The organism is Microbacterium sp. Z11_20, assembly GCF_057197605.1.
In genome coordinates, this window is the sequence record NZ_JBXVOQ010000004.1 from 123826 (window position 1) to 146082 (window position 22257).

General features: G+C 72.2%; 11 protein-coding genes. All 11 read right to left on the reverse strand.

The window, feature by feature from the left end; translation table 11 throughout:
* Window positions 1–30: 30 nt before the first annotated feature.
* The 11 genes from AC2DFQ_RS11085 to AC2DFQ_RS11135 all read right to left on the reverse strand — a co-directional run bounded on the left by AC2DFQ_RS11085 (window position 31) and on the right by AC2DFQ_RS11135 (window position 22256).
* Window positions 31–1344: a sensor histidine kinase gene (locus AC2DFQ_RS11085; RefSeq protein ID WP_484533926.1), complete on the reverse strand. Its 1314-nt coding sequence runs from the start codon at window positions 1342–1344 to the stop codon at window positions 31–33.
* A 513-nt stretch (window positions 1345–1857) separates the two neighbouring features.
* The gene (locus tag AC2DFQ_RS11090) at window positions 1858–3507 is read right to left on the reverse strand and encodes a serine/threonine-protein kinase (protein ID WP_484533927.1); all 1650 of its coding nucleotides are present in this window, start codon (window positions 3505–3507) and stop codon (window positions 1858–1860) included.
* Window positions 3504–5084, reverse strand: a complete 1581-nt coding sequence (locus tag AC2DFQ_RS11095) for an FHA domain-containing protein (RefSeq protein WP_484533928.1) — start codon at window positions 5082–5084, stop codon at window positions 3504–3506. Before AC2DFQ_RS11095 ends, AC2DFQ_RS11090 begins: the two co-directional genes overlap by 4 nt.
* Window positions 5081–5941 carry a PP2C family protein-serine/threonine phosphatase gene (locus AC2DFQ_RS11100; RefSeq protein WP_484533929.1) on the reverse strand — a complete coding sequence of 287 codons (861 nt, stop codon included), beginning with the start codon at window positions 5939–5941 and terminating at the stop codon, window positions 5081–5083. Before AC2DFQ_RS11100 ends, AC2DFQ_RS11095 begins: the two co-directional genes overlap by 4 nt.
* Complete coding sequence (locus tag AC2DFQ_RS11105) at window positions 5938–6261, reverse strand: FHA domain-containing protein (protein ID WP_484510110.1); 324 nt, start codon at window positions 6259–6261, stop codon at window positions 5938–5940. The genes AC2DFQ_RS11100 and AC2DFQ_RS11105 overlap by 4 nt, the downstream gene beginning before the upstream one ends.
* Window positions 6258–8744 carry a transglutaminase-like domain-containing protein gene (locus AC2DFQ_RS11110; protein WP_484533930.1) on the reverse strand — a complete coding sequence of 829 codons (2487 nt, stop codon included), beginning with the start codon at window positions 8742–8744 and terminating at the stop codon, window positions 6258–6260. Before AC2DFQ_RS11110 ends, AC2DFQ_RS11105 begins: the two co-directional genes overlap by 4 nt.
* A complete protein-coding gene (locus AC2DFQ_RS11115) occupies window positions 8741–10003 on the reverse strand; it encodes a DUF58 domain-containing protein (RefSeq protein WP_484533931.1) in 1263 nt (420 codons plus the stop codon). The genes AC2DFQ_RS11110 and AC2DFQ_RS11115 overlap by 4 nt, the downstream gene beginning before the upstream one ends.
* The gene (locus AC2DFQ_RS11120; protein ID WP_484510107.1) at window positions 10003–10974 is read right to left on the reverse strand and encodes an AAA family ATPase; all 972 of its coding nucleotides are present in this window, start codon (window positions 10972–10974) and stop codon (window positions 10003–10005) included. Before AC2DFQ_RS11120 ends, AC2DFQ_RS11115 begins: the two co-directional genes overlap by 1 nt.
* 22 nt (window positions 10975–10996) lie before the next feature.
* The gene (locus tag AC2DFQ_RS11125) at window positions 10997–17062 is read right to left on the reverse strand and encodes an Ig-like domain-containing protein (RefSeq protein WP_484533932.1); all 6066 of its coding nucleotides are present in this window, start codon (window positions 17060–17062) and stop codon (window positions 10997–10999) included.
* A gap of 171 nt (window positions 17063–17233) precedes the next feature.
* Entirely contained in the window at window positions 17234–19642 is a 2409-nt protein-coding gene (locus tag AC2DFQ_RS11130) for an ATP-binding cassette domain-containing protein (protein WP_484533933.1), read from the reverse strand.
* 355 nt (window positions 19643–19997) lie between these two features.
* Window positions 19998–22256 (reverse strand): LLM class flavin-dependent oxidoreductase, encoded by a 2259-nt coding sequence (locus AC2DFQ_RS11135; protein ID WP_484533934.1) that lies wholly within the window; start codon window positions 22254–22256, stop codon window positions 19998–20000.
* Window position 22257 lies beyond the last annotated feature (1 nt).

Sequence of the window (22257 nt, forward strand, 5' to 3'; positions counted from 1 at the left end):
CGATGCGAACGTCGCTGACGGCGCTGCAGATCAGGATGCGCACGGGACGCTCACCTCCAGGGCGGTGGGGCCGCCGGTCGGGCTGTCGAGGCGGTAGGTTCCGCCGGCGCCGAGGATGCGGTTGGAGATTCCGTCGAGGCCGCCACCGGGAAGGATACGGGCACCGCCGATGCCATCGTCCTCGACACGGGCCCACAGTGACCCGTCGTCCCGGCGGCGGACGACGACCCGGACGGCGCTGGCACGGGAGTGCTTCGCCGCGTTCGTGAGCGACTCGGCGATCGAGAAGTACACCGCGGCCTCGGCGCTGCGCTCGCAGCGGCCGTCGATGCGGACATCCAGCTGGACGGGCACGTGCGACCGGGCCGCGAGCGCCGACAGCGCCGCATCCAGTCCCCGGTCATCCAGCACCGAGGCGTGGATGCCGCGGGCGAGTTGGCGGAGCTCGGTGATGGCCGCCTTCGTGGAGGTGTGCGCCTCCTCGATGAGCGCCTTGGCGGCGGCGGGGTCGTCGTCGATCTTCTGCCGGGCCAGGCCCAGGGTCATCCCGACGGAGACCAGCCGGGGCTGCACCCCGTCATGCAGATCGCGCTCGATCCGGGTGCGCTCGACGTCGGCGGCGCGCACCGCCCCGGCGCGCTGCTGCGCCGACTGCCGGGCCTGCGCGGTGAGCTGCGCCTCCTGCGACGGCACCAGGATGAGGCGGGCCAGGACGCCGTGCAGGATCGCGATCGCCACCAGCCCGGCGAGGGCCAGGAGAACCAGGATCGGACCGACCAGCAGCGCCCATCCCGCCGGAACGTCGATTCCGGTTCGCCACAGGCGGGCGACACCGGAGCCGGCGTACAGGGGGGCGAAGGTGAGGGCCGCCCCGGAGGCGATGAGGCCGACGAGCAGCACCGTCACGAAGCCGAGGATCGTCGCCACGGCGAAGTTCGCGATGCCCCGCCACACCGCCGGGTCGATCGCCTGGCGCCCCACCATCCGCACCACGCCCCCGAAACCCGCACGCTCTGGTCGCTGAACGGTCAGAGCCGGGATGCGGAAGCCGTACAGGCCCTCGACGCGGGCGTTCTCGAGCCACGCCACCGCCCACAGCGCGTAGACGAGAGCGACCAGGAACAGCAGCCCGATCCCGAGCAGAACCACCAGCCCGAGCCCGGTGCCCAGCAGGGTGAAGAGCACCGTGAAGACGACCGGGCCGACGACACCGAGTGCGGCGAGCTGGGCGATCGCGGTGAGGATGCGCCCGGGCGAGGCGACCGCGCGGCGGCTCGTCGACGCCGGGGAGGGTGCCGCGGCGGGGGATTCGGGTGCCGGGGCGGCAGCGGTCTGCGAGGTCATGCTCCCACGGTAGGACCGCAGCTCGGCGCTGTCCCCCGCGTCATCCCGACCCGTATGTCGGGTTATCCCGAAGACCCGCTCCCGCGCACCCGAACGGCTCCGGCGCGCACCTCGGCTGTGCACGTACTCAGTCTGAATCGGGGCCGGGCCCGGCGCGCACCTCGGCTGTGCACGTACTCAGTCTGAATCGGGGCCGCGCCCGGCGCGCACCCGGAATAGCGCGGCTGCCGTGTCCGCGGCACGCGATTGAGACTGAGTACGGGCTGGGCGGGCAGGGCTCCGCGCGGGTCAGGGGACGCAGGCCGACGCCGGCTCGGAGGCCTGGCCGTTTGCGCGGCACGCGATCGAGACTGAGTACGGGCTGGGCGGGCAGGGCTCCGCGCGCACCCGGGTGTGCACGTACTCAGTCTGAATCGGGGCCGGGCCCGGCGTGCACCCGGAATAGCGCGGCTGCCGTTCGCGCGGCACGCGATTGAGACTGAGTACGGCTCGGCAGGGAGGGCTCCGCGCGGGTCAGGGGACGCAGGCCGACGCCGGCTCGGAGGCCTGGCCGGTCGCGCGGCGCGTGAGCACCTGGATGCAGGTGGTGCCCGAGGGGTCGGCGGGGACGGTCACGGTCGTGTCCGCCACCGGCTCCAGGGGCGGGTCGCCTCCGCCGCGCGTGACGACGCCCCACAGGTACGCGTCCCCGTCGGCGGGGTCGGGGTTCACCCACGTGAACACGACGCCGTCGGGGGTGACCGTGCCGGCGAGGTCGGCGGGCGGCGGCGCCGCGACACCGACGACGTCGATCGGCTCGTCGGTGGGCTGCGCGGTCGGGGTCGGCTCACCTGCGGTCCCGAGGACGGCGGGAAGAGCGAGGGCCAGGATGACCACGACCACGAGGGCGAAAGCCCCGGCCCCCACGGCGAACCACAGGCCCCGGCGCGACAGGCGGGGAGCGCCCGCATCCGCCGCGGTGGCGGCCGGGGCGTGGCCCGTGACGGCGACCGGAGGCGCAGCCACGGAGGCAGACGGGAGCACCTGACCGGCGGATGCCGGTGCCATCGGCGCCGGCGGTGGCACGCGGGGGGCGGTACCGAACTCGGGTGCGATGACCGCGGGCGGCCGGATGCGGGTCTCGTCGTCGTCGCGCGGCGAACGGCGCGTCGACGACTCCGGCCCCCACAGATCGGCGCGCGGCGCGGGCGGGCGGGTGGCACCGGCGGCCGGAACCGTCTCGGGGTCGATGCTCACCACGCCGCGGACGCGCGTGAGTCCGTCGTCCTCGTCGTCGACCACCCCGTCGGGGGTGCCGTCGTCGAGGATGTCGATCGGAGTCACGGCGTGAGCGAGCTCGATCTGCACCTTCTGCAGCGCGCGGGCGAAGGCCAGCGCCGTGTCGTACCGGTCGGCCGGCGACTTGGCCATCGCGCGCTCGAGAGCGCGCTGGAGCGACGGCGGAGCATCCGGCCGCCCGAGCGGCGGCAGCGGAAGAGCCTCGATGCGGGTGATGAGGTCGGCGCCGGTGTTGCGCTCACCGACGAGCTCGAACGGCGACCGCCCCGCCAGGAGGCTGTACACCGTGGCCGCGAGCGACCAGACGTCGGCGCGCGCGTCACCCGACGGCACGGCCCCGAGCGCCTCGGGCGGCGACCACGGGATCGACAAGCCCCCCGCATCGCCGGCGCCGGTGGTGGAGGCGATACCGAAGTCGGTGAGGGCCGGACGGTTGTATTCGGTGACGAGGATGTTCGCGGGCTTGATGTCGCGGTGCAGCACGCCGGCGCGGTGCGCGGTCTCGACGGCCGCCCCGACCTGCACGCCGACCCGCAGCGCCTCGGCGACCGAGAACGGCTCACGCCGGTAGCGCGCCTGCAGGTTCGGCCGCGGGCAGTACTCCATCACGAGGTAGGGGCGACCGTCGCCGGCGACCCCGGCCTGGTGGATCGTGACGATCGCCGGATGCGTCGACAGCATGGCCATGACGTTCGCCTCGGCGGTGAACTCCGCGATGGAGCCGCTGGTCATCCGCTCGGTCAGCAGCACCTTCACGGCGACGCGGCGCTTGGGGAGCTGCTGCTGGTAGAGGAAGACGTCGGCGAATCCGCCCGAGCCGAGCAGTTCGAGGTACGTGAAACCCGGGAGGTCGGGCGGAGCCTGCGGCGACCGGCGCGGACTCACGGAGCGTCCTCGACCGCCACGGTCACGCCGTCTCCCAGGTCGAGCACGTCGCCGGCGACCACGATCGTCGGCTCGCCGGGATGCAGCCGCACCGGCTCGGATCCGTGGCGCAGCAGGGTCGTGCCGTTGGTGGTATTGAGGTCGGTGGCCAGGATGCTGTCGCCTTCGACGCGCACCTCGAGGTGGTTGCGCGAGATGTCCTGCTGCGGGCTGTCGACGGCCACGAGGTGCGGCAGGTCGGCGCCGCTGATCCGGGTGGAGCGCGGCCGCCGGCCGAGGATCACCGTGCGGTCCAGGAGCACGCTCTGCCCCGTGGAGGCCCGCAGCACGCCCGCGGCCGACGGCGGGGTCGGCGGCGACAGCGGCGGCGCGACCGGCGGCAGCTTCCCGGAGGCGCGCATCGCGCGCGCTTCGGCGAGGGTGATGGTCTCGTCGGCGGCGGATTCCTCCGCACCACCGCGGATGATGGTGGCCTCGACGTCTTCGGCCAGCTCGGGCACCGCGTTCCCCGCGGCCGGGGTGGGAAGGTCGTCCGCGACCGGGCTCGGCGGCCCGGGGTCGGGCGCGACGGTGGCGGTCGGGCCGACTCCCGCGCGGCCGGTCGGGCCGACTTCCGCGGGTCCGGCGGGGTCCGGCTCGGCCTCGTCCGGCTCGGCCTCGTCCGGCTCCGCCTCGGTCGGCTCGGCCTCGGTCGGCTCGGCCTCGGTCGGCTCGACATCGACGGGCTCGGCCTCGGCGGGCTCGGCTTCGGCAGGGGCCGGAGTCGCGGCGGGCGCGGCGGGAATCGGAGCAGCCGGGACCGGCGGAGGGGCCGGAATGTCGGCGGGCTCGGCTTGGGCAGGGGCCGGAGTGTCGGCGGGCGCGGCGGGAATAGGGGCAGCCGGGACCGGCGGAGGGGTCACCGCATCCCCGTCGACCGGCGCCGCGGGAGCCGGCGCCGCGGGAGCCGGTGGGGCGGGAATCGCGACGGGTACGGCGGGAACGGGGGCAGCCGGGACCGGCAGAGGGGTCGCCGCACCCCCGTCGACCGGCGCCGGGGCGGGAGCACTCGGAGCGCCGTGCACCTCCGCGACGCTGTGCGGCTGCACGGGCTCGCTCGGCGCCAGCGCACCGCTCGCCGAGCCCGCCGCCTCGGTCGCGGTCTCCTCCCGGGAGATCGTGACCACCGATGCCGGCACGACGCCGTCTCTCAGCGGCAGCGACGCCGTCGTCGCGTCGGCGTCGGCGTCGGCGCTGAGGACGAGCGCGTCCGCCGCGCGGATGCTGCGTTCGGTCCACGTGGAGGCGCCGGCACCGTCCACCCGCTCCCCGTCCGGGCCCACCGACACGGAGAGCGCGCCGCGCACGGCCACCCGCCAGGTTCCGTCCTCATCGAGAGCGACGGCGAAGGACGGCACGGACGAGAGGGGCCCGCCGGCGGCGAGGGCGTCGACGACGCCGGCCAGGCCCGCGCCGCGGGTGAGCTGCCGCCAGACCGACTCGGCGGCTGCATCCGTGGTCCCCTCGCCGAGCAGCGCGACCGCCGAGGGCGCGACGACGGCGCGCAGGGTTCCGATGGTGTATCGCACGACGGTCATGAGAGTCCTCCTCGGGCTCGCGCTCCCGCGCGCGGCAGGGTGTCGCCCTCGATCTCGACGAGCGGCGCGGTCGGGGTGGTCTCGCTGCGGTCGCGCGCGCCCCGGATGTGAACCGACAACGCGTCGACGACCACCACGGTGACATTGTCACGTCCGCCGGCGTCCACGGCCTCGCGCACCAGCCGCTCGGCAGCGGCCTGCGGGGAACGTTCGGAGCGCAGGATCAGGTCGATGCGGTCGGGGTCGATCTCGGTGGGAAGACCGTCGGAGCAGATGAGGATGCGGTCGCCCTCTTCGGCGGGGAGCAGCCAGAAGTCGGGCTCGCTGTCGCTGCCGGCACCGATCGCTCGCGTGATGACATTGCGGCGGGAATCCTGCGCGGCCGAGGCCGCGTCGAGCTGGCCGGAGTCGATGAGCTCCTGAACCACGGAGTGGTCCACGCTGACCTGCTCGAGCACACCCTCGCTGAGGCGGTACGTGCGCGAGTCGCCCACGTTGACCGCCAGCCAGTAGCCCTCACCCTCGATGTCGGCGATCGTCACGCCCGCGAGCGTCGTTCCCGCTCCCGCGCCACCGCCCGCCGGCAGCGTGTCGACCCGGTCGCGCGCGGCGCGGAAGGTCTCCTGCACCTCCTGGATGGTGAGGCTCGTGCGGCCCGCGAGCTTGGAGAACTCGTCGATCACGGTGGCGCTGGCGACCTCGCCGGCCTGGTGGCCGCCCATGCCGTCGGCGACGAGGAAGACCGGCGGCGCGGCGAGGAAGGCGTCCTCGTTGAGGGAACGCCGCCGGCCCACGTCGGTGGCAGCGCCCCAGGTCACGGTCACCGGCGACTGCCCGGCCCTCGCTCGCTCGCTCACGGTGCCCCGCTCACGGTCGCGTGGCGGTCCCCGAGTTCGAGGTGATCGCCACTGCGCAGTCCGACGCGCTCACCCGGGCGGAGGGTCATGCGCTTCCCATCTCGTACGATCACGGTGCCGTTGCGCGACCATCGGTCGGCGAGCCACGCCCCGGTGTCGTCGCCGCCCACCTCGAAGTGCGTTTTCGACAACGACAGCGTCTCGTCGCGCACGACCACGGTCGCGCACGGACCGCCGAAGGGGTCGCGACCGAACACGGTCCGACCGTACACCGCGACCTGCTCGCCGGTGTCCCACGTGAGCACGGCGACGGCGTTCACGATCCGTCCCCGTTCTTGCGAGGCATGCGGATGCGGCTGGCCAGCGCCTTGGCGCGAGGCACCAGGGCCTTCGCGCGAGTCACCAGCGGGTCGAACGATCGCTGCGACAACCGTGGCGCGCGCCGCGCGCCCGACGCATCCCTATCGTGTCGCACAGGCGACACCAGTGACCGCGGCACCCGCCGATCCGGCAGGGCGAAGCGCGTGTCGGCCAGGAGCGAGCGCACGTCCAGCCGTGCCTTCAGGCCCCGCCAGAATCCGACACGCTTGCCCATCCCGCCGACGATGTCATCCACCTCGCGCCAGAAGTCGTCGATGTCCTGCGGCGTCGGGTCGAAGGGACCGAACACCTCTGCGTCGGCGCGGCGGGCCAGGGTCTTCACCTGCGGTTCCTCGAAGGCGCTTCCCACGACCGCCGCATCCTCCGCGCGCGTGCCGCCGCGGCGGACGGGTGTGCCGTAGTCGCTGGCCCGATCGACGAGTTCCTCCCAGCCGCCGCTGATGCGGTCGGCGGGGCGTTCGGCCTCCCGGCGGCGTCGCCGGCGGGCGGCCTTGAGCGCGCCGATCACGACGAAGGGCGCGAGGAGCAGGACGAGCACGCCGAGGATGGCGGCCAACACGAGGGCGATGAGCCCGAGGATGCTGGCGAGCGGGTTCTCCTCGTCCTCGGCGCCGCGCTCGTCGGGCACCGTCGGGGGCAGGTCGACGGGCTCCTGCTCCGGCGGCGGGGGCTGCAGCACCTGCGGCTTGGGGTCGGCGCGCGGCTTGGTGGTCTGATCGGTCGGAACCTGATCTTCCGGCGGCGTCGGGTCGAACGTCACCCAGCCGGAGTCTTCGAAGGCCACTTCCACCCACGCGTGGAGCGTCTCGCCGGTCGCGACGAACTCCCGGCCCGCGTCGTCCTCCTCCGGGTAGAACCCCATCACGACGCGCGCGGGGATTCCGAGCTGGCCGGCGAGGAGCACCATCGTCACGGCATACTGCTCGTCGTCACCCACCCACTGGTCACCGCGGAGGAGGGTGGCGATGCGCTCAGCACCGTGCCCGGCGCGCGAGAGCACCTGGCCTTCGAGGCCATGGCTGAAGAAGCCGTCCTGCGACAGGGTCTGCTCCAGCGCCCGGGCCTGCTCGATCGGCGTGGATGCGTCGGCGACGATGTCGGAGGCGATCTCGGCGAACTCGGGCGGGACGCCCTTCTGCTTGGGCATGCGGAGCGGCGCGAACGCCTCGTCGGCGAGGCGTTCATCGCTCGGGTCGGTGGGGAGGATGGCTTCGAGGGTGTACGTGTCCCCCTCCGCGAGCCGCGAGGTGACCACCCCGGTACCGGTCGCGTCGTTGTAGTACGTGGCGCGTCGGAGGTCTTCGGCCCGTGCGCCGTCGAAGGCGATCGAACGGACGGCCCCGGCATCGGGCAGCCACACTCCCCGCAGTTCGCCGATCTCGACGGAGATCGTGGCGGCGGAGCCTTCGGCCTCGGGCGACATGATGCTCCGCACGGGCGCGAACGCGCTCGAAGAGCCGGCGCCGTCGTCGGCGACGTTGAACACCGTGCCGTTGTACGCATCCATCGTCGCCAGGCGCATCCGTGCGCCGTCGGGAAGCCCGGATGCGGTGAACAGCGGCTCGTCGGGGAAGTCGCGCACGTATCCGCGGAAGGCCTGCAGGGGGCTCGGGTACTGGCGCACGTCGAACGGCGGGATGACGACGTCGCGCAGCACGTAGCGCGGGCCGTCGGGGGCTGCGATCGCACTGGTGGCGACCCCGATCCCGGTCGCGACGGCGAGGACGGCGGCCCCGGCGACGAGGCGGCGCAGGGCCATGCCCTTGGGCTCCCCGCCCTCACCGACCGACACGGCCGCGCGTGCGGGTTGCCACGCCTGCCGCACCGCCAGCCACACGGCCGCGACGACGGCGACGGCGATGCCCTGCGCCAGCGGCACGGCCGGTTCGGCGGTGCCGAGGGCGATCTGCGCCCCGAGGTAGACCGCCACCGGGAGGAGGGCCCACGCGGGCCGGCGGACGCGAAGGGCCAGGCTCGCGGCCAGCACGGCCGCGACCAGGGTGAGCAGGTAGGGGACGATGAGGTGGTTCTCGCCCGTTCCGACCGGGGCGACGGTGGTCAGCAGCTCCTTCCACGACGTGACGATGCCGACCGCGAGGCGCTGCAGCGACTCCAGGGTGGGGATGAACCCCAGCAGAGCCGTGTGCGGCAGGGCGAGCATGGTGCCGAACACCACGTACGCACCCAGCGTCGCTCCGGCCACCGCCAGGATGCCCCATCGCCGCCACGCGCCCACGCCCGCGATCGCGAGGCCGAGGAGGAGGCCGCCGATCCCGGCGGGGAGATATCCGGGGCCGCCGAAGGTGGGCCAGAACCCCACGATGCCCACCGATAGCAGCAGGGCGACGGCGCCGAGGTCCAGCGCCCACCGTCGCACCTCGATTCCGCCGGTCGTCCGCGGCGAGCCGTCCGGGGCGGTCATGCGAACACCCGTCGGAGGGCTCCGGGCAGCTGGTCCAGCGCGCCGATCGTCAGCACGTCGGCGTCCGCGATCCGGCGGAGCGTGGGCGAGGCGACCGTCGTATCGGCGACCAGGGCCAGCACGCGCGCGCCGAACGGCACGCGGCCGCACGCCACACGGAGGCGGGCAGCATCCACCGCGCTGCCGCAGACGAGCACGACGACGCTCGCGAGCGCCACGGTCGCGGCGATGTGTCCGGACAGGTCGACGATGTCGCCGGTGCGTCCGCGGGCGTACTCGAGCCCCGAGAGCCCGTCGAGGAACTGCTTGCCGGTGGCGGCGGGAAGCTCGGCGCCCTGCACGCGCATCTCCACGCGCTGCGAGTCGCGAAGCGCCCGGAGGCCGAGCGAGCCGGCGGCGGAGATGCCCAGTTCGAACTCGTCGGGATCGCTGAAGTCGCCCGCATTGCGCGACAGCCCGATGACGAAGTGCGAGCGCCGGGTCTCCTCGTACTGGCGCACCATGAGCTTTCCGGTGCGTGCCGTCGAGCGCCAGTGGACGTTCCGGCGATCATCGCCCGGCTGGTACTCGCGGAGGGCGTGGAAGGAGATGTCGTCACGGGAGAGGTCGGTGGCCGGCAGTCCCTCGAGGTCGCGCAGGAACCCGAGCGACTGCCCGTCGAAGAGCACGGTGCGCGGATGCACGTACAGGTCGACCGGCTCGTCGCGGCGGTGCACCCGCTCGAAGACGCCGAGCGGGTCGCCGCGCACGACACTGACGGGACCGACGGCGAGGATGGCGCGGCGCTGAGTGGGGATGGCGAAGAGCTCTTCCGCCTCCTCCCCCGGCGCGAGCCGCTTGACCGCGAACTCTCCGCGGCCCGCGCCCACGGGCAGCACGACGCGGGAGGGGAGGATCGCCCGCGAACCTCTGTTCGCCAGCGTCAAGGCGCCGACCGCGCGTTCGCCCACGACGACCCGCGTGCGGGTGAGGTCGAGACCGACGTCGTAGTTCGTCCGGCCGATCAGGAACAGCCCGCACAGCGCCACCACCGCGGTGAGCACGGAGGCGGCGACGATCAGTTCGTACCAGCCGAGGAGCTGCCCGGTGATCCAGAGCACGACCATGCCGGCGATGAGGATCCATCCGAGCGGCCGGACGACGCCCAGGACCTCCCGCGCACCACGCAGCACACGCGCCGCGAACGGGGCTGCGACCTCGCGCAGCGCCGTGCGGGTCGTGCCGGCGGGAACGGTCGTCCCGAGCGTCTCGCTGGTCATCAGGCCGCGGACCTCGCCTGCGGTGCCGCGATCGAGTCGAGCGTCCGCGCGATCACGGTGTCGGGGGTGATGCCGCTGAACTCGGCCTCCGGGTCCATGACCAGGCGATGCGTCCACACGGGAGCGACCAGCGCCTTCACGTCGTCCGGGACGACGTAGTGACGACCCTGCGACGCCGCGCGGATCTTGGCGATGCGCACCATGGCGAGCGACCCGCGCACCGACACCCCCAGACGCGTCGCCGCATCGGCGCGCGTGGCCTCCGCCAGCTGCGCGATGTAGCGCAGCACGGCGGGCTCCACGTGCACGGTGGCGCCGAGGTCGGCCATGTCGGCGACGGCGGCCGTGGTGATGAGCGGCGACAGGCTCGCCGACGGGTTGCGATCGGCGGAGCCGGCGAGGATGCGCTCGGCGACGGCCAGGTCGGGGTAGCCGATCGACGTCTTCACGAGGAAGCGGTCGAGCTGGGCCTCGGGGAGCTTGTACGTGCCGGCCTGCTCGATGGGGTTCTGGGTCGCGATGACGAGGAACGGCCGGCCCACCTCGTGCGGCACACCGTCGACGGTGACGCGCGACTCCTCCATGACCTCCAGGAGCGCGGACTGGGTCTTGGGGGACGCGCGGTTGATCTCGTCGGCGAGCAGGATCGAGGTGAACACCGGGCCGCGGTGGAACTCGAACTTGTGGCTCGCCTGGTCGTAGATCGTCACGCCGGTGACGTCGGAGGGCAGCAGGTCGGGGGTGAACTGGATGCGGCTGCTGGTGCCCTGCACGGTGGCGGCGAGCGCTTTGGCAAGGCTCGTCTTGCCCGTGCCCGGGGCATCCTCCAGCAGGACGTGGCCCTCGGCCAGCATCGCCGACAGCACCAGCCCCACCACCTCGGGCTTTCCCATCAGGGCGCGGTCGACGTTCTCGACCAGGCGCGTGAAGGTGGTGTGGAACCAGGCGGCCTGGTCAGGGGTCATGGTCATGCGGTCATCCTCGTTCTCGTCGCTATCGCCATGTGAATTTCTCGGAGTCGCCCCAGCCTTGGATGCGGACCCACACCTGGGTGTTGGGTTTGCCGTAGTAGCACCCCAGCTGGATGCGGCCGTTCGCCGGGACGTTGTAGCTGGCGCCGTCGGTGAACTCGCCGTCGGGGCCGCTGTTGCAGTAGATCCGGTAGCTGCCGGCCGGGAAGTTCTCCGTGTTGAGCTGGAAGTACGCGCACGACGACGACGTGCAGCCGGACTGGCCCACGGCCGACCCGCCCTTGCTGATCGTTGCCTTCGCCTTGGGCCGGTCCGCGGTACGAGCCTCCGCGCTCGCGGACGAGGTCTGATTCGCCGCATCCGTGGCGCGCACCTGGATGGTGTGCTTCTCTTCGTAGCCGAAGTCCCGCGTCCGGGAACCGTTGAGACCGACCGTCTCCCAGCCGCCCCCGGCGATGTTGATCTCCATCTTCGTGATGGCACGCCCGTTCTCCGCGGGAGCCGACCATCCGAACTCGATCTGCGTGCCACTGCCGCGCGCCGTCGCTCCCGGGGGCCGGATCGGGCCGTACGGGGTCACCTGCGGGGTCGTGTTCGAGGACGGGCCGTAGTACGTCGTCCCGTCCTGGGTGGTCACCGCGCGCAGCGTGACGCTGTACGCGGTGCCGTTGGAGACGTTGGTGATGCGGTTGTTGCCGCTCAACGCCGCCCATCCGCCGCCGTTGAGCGAGTACTCGTACCGGACCGCGCCCGCGTCGGCGCCGTTGCGCTCGGCCGGCTGGTAGGCGACGTGGATGGAGTTGTCGGGTGCGGGCGTGGAGGCGCTGACGCCCTGCGGCGCGCCCGGCGGCGTGAAGGCTCGACGCGGCGCCGAGGGCGGGCTCGCCGGACCCCATCCGGCCTTGTTCCGCGCTTCGACGGTGAAGGTGTAGTCGTTGGAGGACGCGGGAACGACCACGGCCTGGGAGGTCGTTCCGGGGCTGATGCCCGCGATCGTCCGCGACTGCGCCCCGCCCTGCACGTTGAGCCGGTACTCGGCGATCGGGTCGCCGTTGTTCGCCGGGTGCTGCCACGACACCTGCAGCTGAGCCTGCGGCCCCACGGGGTCCAGGCGTGTCGTCGTCGGCGCGGCGGCGGCGGCGGGGGGCCCGGCGGGGATCTCTCCGGCCGAGTACCCGCTCCAGCTCGACGGCTCGGGCGCGCGGTTGTGGGCCTGCACGCGCACCTGGTACACGGTGCCGTTCTCCAGCCCCTCCCACACGAGCGAATTCCCGGTCGCGGTCTTCTGCGTCGCACCCGAGGGGGGCGCCGGAGAGATCTCCAGCGTGAACGACTCGACGGGTGAGCCGGGGGTCGGCGGCGTCACCCACGCGACGTTGAGCGAACGGTCGCCGAAGCGCAGCGTCGGCGGCTGCGGCGTGTCGGGGCGCGCGTCGGGTCGGGCGGTCTCCGACGGGGATGACGGGTCGGACTCGCCGACGCGGTTGGTCGCGGTCACGACGAAGTTGTACTCCACGTTGTTGGTGAGTCCGTCCAGCGTGCACGTGGTCGAGCCGCACTCCTTCGTGTAGTTCCCCGCGGTCGAGGTCACGGTGTAGCCGGTGATCGGAGCACCGTTGTTCGGCGGCGGCGTCCACGACAGCACGACCGTGCGGTCCTGCACGCTCGACACCGTCGGCACCCCGGGGGCGTCGGGCTTCCCCTGCACCGTGAGGCGGATGCGGCCCTCGACCTCCCGGTCGACATCCCCCGTCGCATCCTGGATGCGGTAGCGCACGACCATCGTGCCGAAGAAGCGCGCCGACGGCGTCACCGAGACCTGGTCACCGCGCACCTCGGCCATGCCCTCGCCGGTCTCGGTCGAGGCCGCGACCACCTTCAGCGGCGTCTCGGGGAACGGGTTGAAGTCGTTGGCGAGCACGGGGACCGAGATCGTCTTGCCCTGATCCGCCTCCGGAAGCACGTCGTCGTTCGCCGTCGGAAGCGGACGGGTGGATGCGGTCACCCGCACCGTCACGGTGCCCTCGATCGGGTCGGTCTCACCGTCGTCGATGCGGAGCTCGACCTCGGCGGTGGTGCCCTTGCGCGTATCGGCGTCCGCGCTCACGCGGAGGGTCTGCCCGTCGATCGTCGCGTTCATGCCGCTCGGCGACCCGCCCACGATCGTGTACCGCATCCGCTCGAGGTCGCCCTCATCCGGGTCGGTGGTCAACGCGGCGAGGTCGAGGCCCGTGGCCTCCTCGCCGGGGGCGACGTCCATCTGGCCGTTGACGAACGTCGGCTGCTGGTTGTCTGGCGGGAGCACGGTCACCGGCAGCGTCAGGGTCGACTTGCGACCCTCGGGGTCGTCGGGCCCGGTGCCGTCGGTGACCTCGAACGTGATCGCATCCTGACCGAAGTAGCCGTCGGCCGAGGTGTAGACGAGCGTGCGCTGGTCTTGGACGAGCGGCGCGCCGTTCGCGTGGGCGGCGCTGACCTTCGCCGCCTCGGTGATGACGACGTCGAGGTCGCCTGCCGCGCGGACGTGCTCGGACAGCGGGATCTCGATCGTCTCGCCGCTTTGCACCTCGACGCCCTCGGTGGAGATCAGCACCGGTGGGAGGTCCCGCAGGGCCGGGACGTGGATGAACGCGGATGCGGTCAGGTCGTCGCCGTCGGTGATCGTGTACGTCACCAGCTGCGCCTCTTCGAGGATCGGGACGCGGACGACACCGTCCTCCAGCACGCGCGCGCCCGCCGCATCCACCGCGATCTCGAGGGCGTCGACGGTGCCGTCGGGATCCTCGTCGTTGACGAGGACATCGAGATCGGCGAAGGAGTCGTCTTCGACGTCGACGGGACGCACGCGGTCATCGCGCGCGATGGGGCGCTGGAGGGGCACGTCCTCCGCGACGGTGACCTGCAGCACCGCGCGTGCTTCCGCGCCGCGGGCATCGCGGATCGTGTACTGCAGGCTCGTCTCCACGGGCTCACCCGGTGAGGTGACGACCACCCGGTCGCCCACGACCCGGGCCTCGAGACCCCCGACGTCGGGGAGGATGAGACCCTCGGAGATCAGGCTGAGCGCGTCGCCCTCGGGGTCGGAGTCGTTTGCGAGCACCGGTACGGCCACTTCGCGGCCCGGGCGCATGATGACCGCATCCTTCACCGCGTAGGGAGCCTGGTTGGCCGCCTCGGGCGGGGCGATCCCCACCCGCACCGCGGCGGTCGCCTCGGCGCCCTGACGGTCGCGCACGCGATAGGTGAAGGCGTCGGGTCCGGTCTCGCCCTCGAAGGCCTCGTAGGTCAGGAAGTTGGCGCCGACCTCGCTCACACGGCCCTTGGACGGGGCGGAGTCGATGCCGAGGAGTTCCACCGAGTCGCCGTCGGGGTCGAGGCCGTCCAGCGGAACCGGGATGCGCACCTCGGCGCCGGCGAGCGTCCGCGCGGTGATGTCGCGCGGGCGCGGAGCCTGGTTGGTGTCGGCGTCCACCGGGAGCACCTGGATCGTGACATACCCGGCGTCCTTCTGGCCGCTGGAGTCCTCCACCTCGTACGTCGCGTAGACGGTGCCCGGCTCGGCGCTCGCGCGGAAGCGGACGGTGTCCTGCGAGACGAAGATCGTGCCGTCTTCGGGGGCGGGCAGCGGCTCGACGAGGTCGGGGGCGAGGCGCAGGGTGTCATCGTTCGGGTGGTAGTCGTTGTCGAGCACCGGGATGGTGACGACATCGCCCGCGCGCACGACGGCTTCGTCGTCGTTGGCCACCGGCGGGCGCAGCTGGTCGGGCGCGGGCACGGGGAGGACGACGACCTCGCCCTCCGCGGTCTGCTGACCGTTGGAGATCCGGTAGCCGATCCGCGTCTGCTCCCCGAGAGCCGACTGGTCGGTGATGCGGAGGGTCTCGTGCCCGAGGACGGCCACCGAGATGCCGCTGGCGGGGTCGACCGTCACCGACTGGACGACGAGGATGCCGCCGGAGGGGTCGCTGTCGTTGGCGAGCACGTTCACGAGCACGTCGCCGCCGCTGGGGAGCAGGGCGACGTCGCGGACGGCGACGGGGGGCAGTTCGGTGTCGGCATCCGGCAGCACGTCGATGCGCACGAGGCCCGCCACCGCGTTGGGTCCGGCGGCGACGAGGTACTGCGCGTAGTACGTCCCGGGGGCCGAGGAGCGGAACGTGAACGTCTTGTTGGGGTAGTCGGGGACGATCTCGGCACCGGGCACTTGATCCACGCGCGTGAGGCGCAGCGCCTCGCGGCCGGAGCTGGTGTCGTTGGCCAGCGGCGCGACGGTCGCGGTCTGACCCGCGCGCACGACGAGGTGGTCGGCGTTGGTGACCGGGACGGTGGACCCGGGCGGTCTCACGTCGAAGCGCACGATGCCCTCGGTGACGTCCGATCCGTCCGACACGGTGATCGGCACCTCTTTGCGGCCCTGCGTCCCGCCGATCGCGCGATAGGTGATGCGGCCGTCGGCGGTGAAGTCGGCTTCGTCGCCCTCCGCCGGCACCACCGAGGCGAGGAAGATCTCATCGCCGTCGGGATCGATCCAGTCCGGCATCACGTTGTAGGTGATCGACCCGCCCGCCTCCACGACGACCGTCGTGACCCGCTTGGGTGCGGGCGGCGCGTTGACGTCCCATCCGCGCACCGACAGGCGCACGGTGGCGCTGTCGGTGCCGCCGCGGCCGTCGTCGATCTCGTACCGGAAGGTCTCCGACCCGGATGCCTCCTCCGGGATGGCGATCTGCAGCGCCGAGCCGTCATGGATCGGCTGCACGGCGCCGAGGCCCGGTGCGCCGTCGGGCAGCGTGACCGTCAGCACGTCGCCGTCGGCGTCGGTGTCGTTGTCGAGCACCGGCAGCACGGTGGTGCGGCCCGGCCGCACGCCGAACTCGTCGTCGGTGGCGATGGGAGGGGTGTTGACCTCGGTGCGTTCGGGGAGCGTCGTCTCGACGGTCTCCTCGGTGGTCTGCTCGTCCTCCTCCGCCTCCCCCTCGGGCGGGATGATGTCGTCCCAGTTGTCCACGCGCTGCATCGCGTCGGTCGCCATCCACGCAGCGCCGCCCACGACATCGTTGAGCACCACCACGTCGCGGTTCTGGCGGAACTGCAGCTGCGCGGTCGGGTCGAGGCCGTCGATCTGGGTGGTGAGATCGTTCGCGTCCCCGGAGCAGTCGCGCACGAACGCACCCGATCCGCTCCAGGCGGCGTACGTGCAGCCGCCCAGCGTCACCGCGGCGGCCGGTGCTCCCTCGCCCCCGCCTGAGGGCGTTTCCACCGGACCCGAGCCGTCGAAGGGCACCCGCACGACGGCGGATGCGGTCGACAGGACGACCTCCTCACCCGACGCGGCAGGTTGCTGCAGCACGGCGGAGTCGCCGCCGACCTCGGCCCGCATGCCTCCGGTCGTGTGCACGGTGCCGGTATCGGCGTCGAGCACCGCTGCCGTCGTGCCGACGACCGTGATCGACAGCTCGGCGCCCTCATCGACGCCGTCGAGTCCGCGCCGCGAGGGTTCGCCGGTCTCGCCGTCGGCGGCCACCGGCACCGTGACGATCTCGCGTGACTCCGGTGACACGCCGTAAACGGTGCCGTCGCGGCCCACCGCGACATCGGCGCCCTCGCCCAGTTCGGTCACCGGGTCGGTCCCCTCGACGGTGAACGCGGCGGTGGCGGCCGACCGGGCGACCCACAGCGAGCCGGTTGCCGGGTCGAGCACGGCCATCGTGGGGCCGCCGAGGGCGACCTTCGCCCCGGCGGGCACGTCGGCGGGGTCGGTGAGCATCACCATCGCCGGGTCGACAGCGGTCACGGTCGATTCGGTCTGGTCCAGGAGCAGCACGGTCGACCCGTCCTGGAGGATGTCGTACTCGTCGCCCGCGGCACGAAGGCCTCCGTCGAGCACGCGGGACTCGTGGTTGAAGTGTCCCACCAGCACGCTCGAGCGCTTCGTGATCCACACACCGCCGTCGTGCAGGTCGACCTCGGTGGTCGGGAACCCCTGGTACGCCACGGCCATCGTCGTCACCGCGAGCGCGGACACGGTGACGACGCCGACGGACGCAAGTGTCCGGCGACGCTGTCGAAGCCACGTAGAAGCCCTCACGCGACCCTGCCTCCTCGGGCGGAAACGAGCCGTCATCCCGTAGGAACGGGCGGATGTCGCACTCAGCATATCCACAGCAGCGACCCCAGCCGCAATCGCGTGGGAATCCTTGCCCCGCGCTTTCTCGGCGTGCTATCCCCCGCGCGGCATACAGCGAGGCGGTCGGGGGATTCAGGATGCCACGTACGCGGCCAGATGCTTCCCGGTGAGGGTGGATGCCGCGGCCACGAGGTCGGCGGGTGGGCCTTCGAACACCACCGTGCCCCCGTCGTTGCCGGCGCCGGGGCCGATGTCGATGATCCAGTCCGCGTGCGCCATGACGGCCTGGTGGTGTTCGATCACGATCACGCTGTTGCCGGCCTCGACGAGACGGTCCAGCATCCCGAGGAGGTTGTCGACGTCGGCGAGGTGCAGCCCCGTGGTCGGCTCGTCGAGCACGTAGATCGCCCCGGACTTGGCCATCGAGATGGCGAGCTTCAGGCGTTGCCGCTCGCCGCCTGACAGCGTGCTGAGGGCCTGCCCGAGGGTCAGGTAGCCCAGCCCGACATCGACCATGCGGGCAAGCGTCGTGTGAGCCGGTCCCTTCGGGAAGAACTGTGCGGCCTCCGTCGCCGACATAGAGAGCACCTCGGAGATGTTCTTGCCGTCGAGGCGGTACTGCAGCACCTCGTCGGAGAAGCCCGTGCCCGCGCACACCTCGCACAGCGTCTCCACCGTGGACTGGAAGCCGAGGTCGGTGATGATCACGCCGAGGCCCTTGCACGCGATGCACGCACCCTCCGAGTTCGCGCTGAACAGGGCGGGCTTCACGCCGTTCGCCTTCGCGAAGGCCGCCCGGATCGCGTCGAGAAGTCCGGTATAGGTGGCTGGGCTGCTCCGCCGCGAACCGCGGATCTGGGCCTGGTCGACCACCACGACCTCATCACGGCCGGAGAGATTCCCGTGGATGAGCGACGACTTGCCCGACCCCGCGACCCCGGTGACGACGGTGAGCACCCCGAGAGGGACGTCGACATCGACGCTTTGGAGGTTGTGCTGTCTCGCCCCGCGGATCTCGATCGCGCCGGCGGCGGCGCGCGTGGTCTCCTTGAGTCTCGCGCGGTGGTCGAGGTGACGGCCGGTGAGGGTGTCGGATGCGCGGAGACCCGCGACATCCCCGGTGAACTGGATGCGGCCGCCGTTGCGCCCCGCGCCGGGTCCGAGGTCGACGACATGATCGGCGATCGCGATCACCTCGGGTTTGTGCTCGACCACGAGCACCGTGTTGCCCTTGTCGCGGAGCGCGAGCAGCAGCGCATTCATCCGCTGGATGTCATGCGGGTGCAGGCCTGCGGTGGGCTCGTCGAAGACGTAGGTGACGTCGGTGAGGCTCGAGCGCAGGTGCCGGATCATCTTCGTCCGCTGGGCCTCGCCGCCCGAGAGCGTGCCGCTGGCACGGTCGAGTGAGAGATACCCGAGGCCGATGTCGACGAAGGAGTCCACGGTGTCGCGCAGGCCACGGATGAGCGGGGCGACGGCCGCGTCGTCGATGGTCCGCAGCCACGCCGCGAGATCGGTGATCTGCATCGCCGCCGCATCCGCGATGCTGACGCCCTCGATCGTGGACGAGCGCGCCCCCTCGTTCAGGCGCGTGCCGCCGCAGTCGGGGCACGGCATGAACTTCACGGCGCGATCGACGAACGCCCGGATGTGCGGCTGCAGCGAGTCGCGGTCCTTCTGCAGCATGCTCTTGGTGATCTTGGGCACCAGGCCCTCGTAGGTCATGTTGGTGTTGGCGATGCGCACCTTCGTCTGATCCCGGTAGAGGAAGTCGTTCAGCTCCTGCTCCGTGAAATCGGCGACGGGCCTGTCGGCAGGGACGAATCCGGATTCGGCGTAGATGCGCACCATCCAGCCGTCGGCGTTGTAGCCGGGGACGGTGATCGCACCGCCGTCGAGCGACTTCGAGCGATCGACGATTTCGTCGATATCGACCTCGCTCACCTCGCCGAGGCCCTCGCACCGCGGGCACATGCCGCCGGTGATCTCGAACGAGCGGCGCTCCTTCACGGTCTTCCCGCCGCGCTCGGACGTGATCGCGCCGCCCCCGCGCACCGACGGGACGTTGAAGGAGAACGCCTGCGGCGACCCGACGTGCGGGACGCCCAGCCGGCTGAACAGCATCCGCAGCATCGCGTGCACGTCGGTGGCGGTGCCCACCGTGGAGCGGGCGTTGGAGCCCATGCGCTCCTGGTCGACGAGGATCGCGGGGCTGATGTTCTCCAGCGCGTCGACCTCCGGGCGCGGCGGGGTCGCCATGAACGCCTGCACGAACGTCGGGTAGGTCTCGTTGATGAGCCGCTGCGACTCGGCGGCGATCGTGCCGAAGACGAGCGACGACTTGCCCGAGCCGCTCACGCCGGTGAAGACGGTGAGGCGGCGCTTGGGGATGTCGAGCGTGACCCCCTGCAGGTTGTTCTCCCGCGCCCCCACGACGCGGATGACGTCGTGGGCGTCCGGGGAGCGGTCGGTGGCGGGGGCTTCGGATGCGGCGGATTCGGCGGATTCGGCGGGCTCGGACGGAGCGGATGCGGCGGCCATGCTTCTCCTCCTCGATGCTCGCCCCAGTGTCCCGCACATCGCGGACATCCCGCTTCCTCGATCCGGCGCCCCCCTCCGCGACAATCCATGTGCGGGTCGAGAATGCCGCAGCGTGCCGTACCCTCGCCGCGCCGGTGGATTCTCGCGGTCTCGGGACGGGGACGCGTCCGCGCCGCCCCGCGCAGGGCCGGCCCCAGCGAGACTGCAGCCTGCCGACGAGACCGGCGCATTATGTCGGGGGCTCGTCGGCAGCGTGCGGTCTCGCGGTCTCGGGACGGGGGCGCGGGCGGGGGCGGGGGCGGGGGCGGGGGCGGGGGCGCGGGCGCGGCGCGGCGCGGGCGCGGGCGCGGGCGGGTCAGGATGCGGCGGCCGGCGCCTCGAATCCGTCGCAGAGCGCGACCGAGAAGTTGTCGGCGAACACGGCATCGGGATCGACCTCGTGCTTGACCGCGCGGAGACGCTCGATCTTGTGCACGGGGAAGGCGTCGAGGATGCGGTCGGGCCGATCAGAGGAGTCGAAGCTCAGGTACATCCCCTGCCCGAACGGGCGGAACGTCTCCCACGCGGCATCCAGCGTGGCGCTGTTCGAACCGAACGCCACCACGGAGAACTGCGCGGCGCGGTTCGAGTAGGCGGTGTCGTCCTCCCCCACGTCGGCGACGGCGCCGCCCACGGAGCGGTACTGGAGGAAGAACGCGGCCCCCTCATCCAGCATCCGCGTCGTGGCCGCTGCGATCTCCGGTGTGATGTCGCCGAGGAGCAGCGATCGCGCGTTCGGCTCCCCCCGCCCGTGCTGGGGCCCGAGATCGGCGTTCGCCATCACCTGCGGATACGACGTCACCTGAACCGTCTGCTGCAGCAGCGGTGCCAGCTCGGCGAACGGCTGGAGGCGCTCGATGATCTGGTCGGGATCGGCGGAGTCGACCATCGCCATGATCTGCGCGATGCGGGGCTGTCCCGGACGAGGGGCGCCGAGGAGGAGGAACGCCGTCAGATCGCGCGGCGCGTCGCGCATCACGCGGCTGTACCCGACGAGGAAGTCCTCGGCCTCGGACGCGTCGAAGGCGAGTTGCGCCCAGCCCACGTCGCCGACCTCGTCGACTTCGAAGTCGAAGCTCGTGACGATGCCGACGTTGGCGCCGGCCCCGCGGATCGCCCAGAACAGCTCGGGGCGGGTATCCGCATCCGTCTGCACGATGGAACCGTCGGCCAGCACCACCTCGGCTGCGCGAAGGTGGTCGATCGTCAAGCCGTGTTCGCGCGCGAGGAACCCGATCCCGCCGGCGGTCGCCAGCCCACCGACCCCCACGCCGCCGTAGTCGCCCGACGACAGGGCCCAGCCGTGCTGGCCGAGCGCGGCGGCGACTTCCGCCCAGCGCGCACCGGGACCGATCCGCACCCGGCGGCGCTCCTGGTCGATCACCTCGATGTCGTTGATCCGTCGCAGGTCGATCACGATGCCGCCGTCGTTGGTACTGCGACCGCTGATGCCGTGCCCGCCACTGCGGATCGACAGCGGGACACCAGGATGCTGCCGCGCATACGCCACCGCTTCGGCCACCTGTTCCGCCGAGCTCGGCTGCAGCACGATGCCGGGGGCGCCCCCGCGGAGGTACGTCGAGCTCACGTCCGGGTACTCGAAGTCGCCGGGCTCGATCGCGTGCATCCCCGCCGGTACCGCGTTGTAGTCGATGCCGGCGCGGCGGCGACCCAGCGCGGCGGCCGACCGCACCGGCGCCGAGGCGGTGCCGCGATCGCCGCGCTCGCGGGCGACGATCTCCCGGACCGCCGGGGCCACCTCCTGCCCGAAGAGCTGAATGATGCGTGGGTCGTCAGCGACGACGATGAGGCTCCCGATGCCGTCCTCGAGTGCGTACCCGGCGAGTTCTTCGATCCACCCGCGCAGGTCTCCCGAGGGCGCCCCCACGTTGAGCAGGCGACGGATCTCGCGGGGATCGCGCCCAGCGCCTGCGGCGGCCCCGTCGATGGCGGCGTTTCCGCGGGCGAGGTCACCCGGCTGCATGTACCCCAGACTCACCAGCCACCCATCCGCCACGCGACCGGTCAGTGCCAGCATCCGCGGCTTGTAGGCGCCGATCCAGATCGGGATGTCGTGGGCCGGGCGTGGTCCGCGCTTCGCGCCGTGCACCCGGTGGTACTGCCCGTCGGTGAACAGCCCTCGGCGCTCGGAGGTGTCCCACAGACCCCGGATGACCTCGATCGCCTCTTCGAGCGCGCTGACCGCCTGGCCGGGGGTGAGACGCCGGCCACCCATAGCCTCGATGGCGTCCCAGAAGGAGCCCGAGCCGAGGGCGAGGTCAACCCGTCCGCCGGAGAGGAGGTCGAGGCTCGCCGCCGACCGGGCGATCACGGCGGGCGGGCGCAACGGCACGTTGAGCACGTTCGGAGCGATGCGCACCGTCTGGGTCTGCGCCGCGACGTACGTCATGAGTGTCCAGGTGTCGAGGAACGCCGGCTGATACGGGTGGTCCTGGAACGTGACGAGGTCGAGTCCGGATGCTTCGGACAGCTGCGCGAGCGCGACCGGGACGTGGGGATCGGCCGCGGCGGGGGTGATGAATGCCCCGAAATCGAGTCGGTGCCCGTAATCCATG

Excerpts from the sequence above, each read along its gene's own strand:
- AC2DFQ_RS11085 (WP_484533926.1), bottom strand. The coding sequence starts at position 1,344 with ATGACCTCGCAGACCGCTGCCGCCCCGGCACCCGAATCCCCCGCCGCG.
- AC2DFQ_RS11095 (WP_484533928.1), bottom strand. The coding sequence starts at position 5,084 with ATGACCGTCGTGCGATACACCATCGGAACCCTGCGCGCCGTCGTCGCG.
- AC2DFQ_RS11110 (WP_484533930.1), bottom strand. The coding sequence starts at position 8,744 with ATGACCGCCCCGGACGGCTCGCCGCGGACGACCGGCGGAATCGAGGTG.
- AC2DFQ_RS11115 (WP_484533931.1), bottom strand. The coding sequence starts at position 10,003 with ATGACCAGCGAGACGCTCGGGACGACCGTTCCCGCCGGCACGACCCGC.
- AC2DFQ_RS11120 (WP_484510107.1), bottom strand. The coding sequence starts at position 10,974 with ATGACCATGACCCCTGACCAGGCCGCCTGGTTCCACACCACCTTCACG.
- AC2DFQ_RS11130 (WP_484533933.1), bottom strand. The coding sequence starts at position 19,642 with ATGGCCGCCGCATCCGCTCCGTCCGAGCCCGCCGAATCCGCCGAATCC.
- AC2DFQ_RS11135 (WP_484533934.1), bottom strand. The coding sequence starts at position 22,256 with ATGGATTACGGGCACCGACTCGATTTCGGGGCATTCATCACCCCCGCC.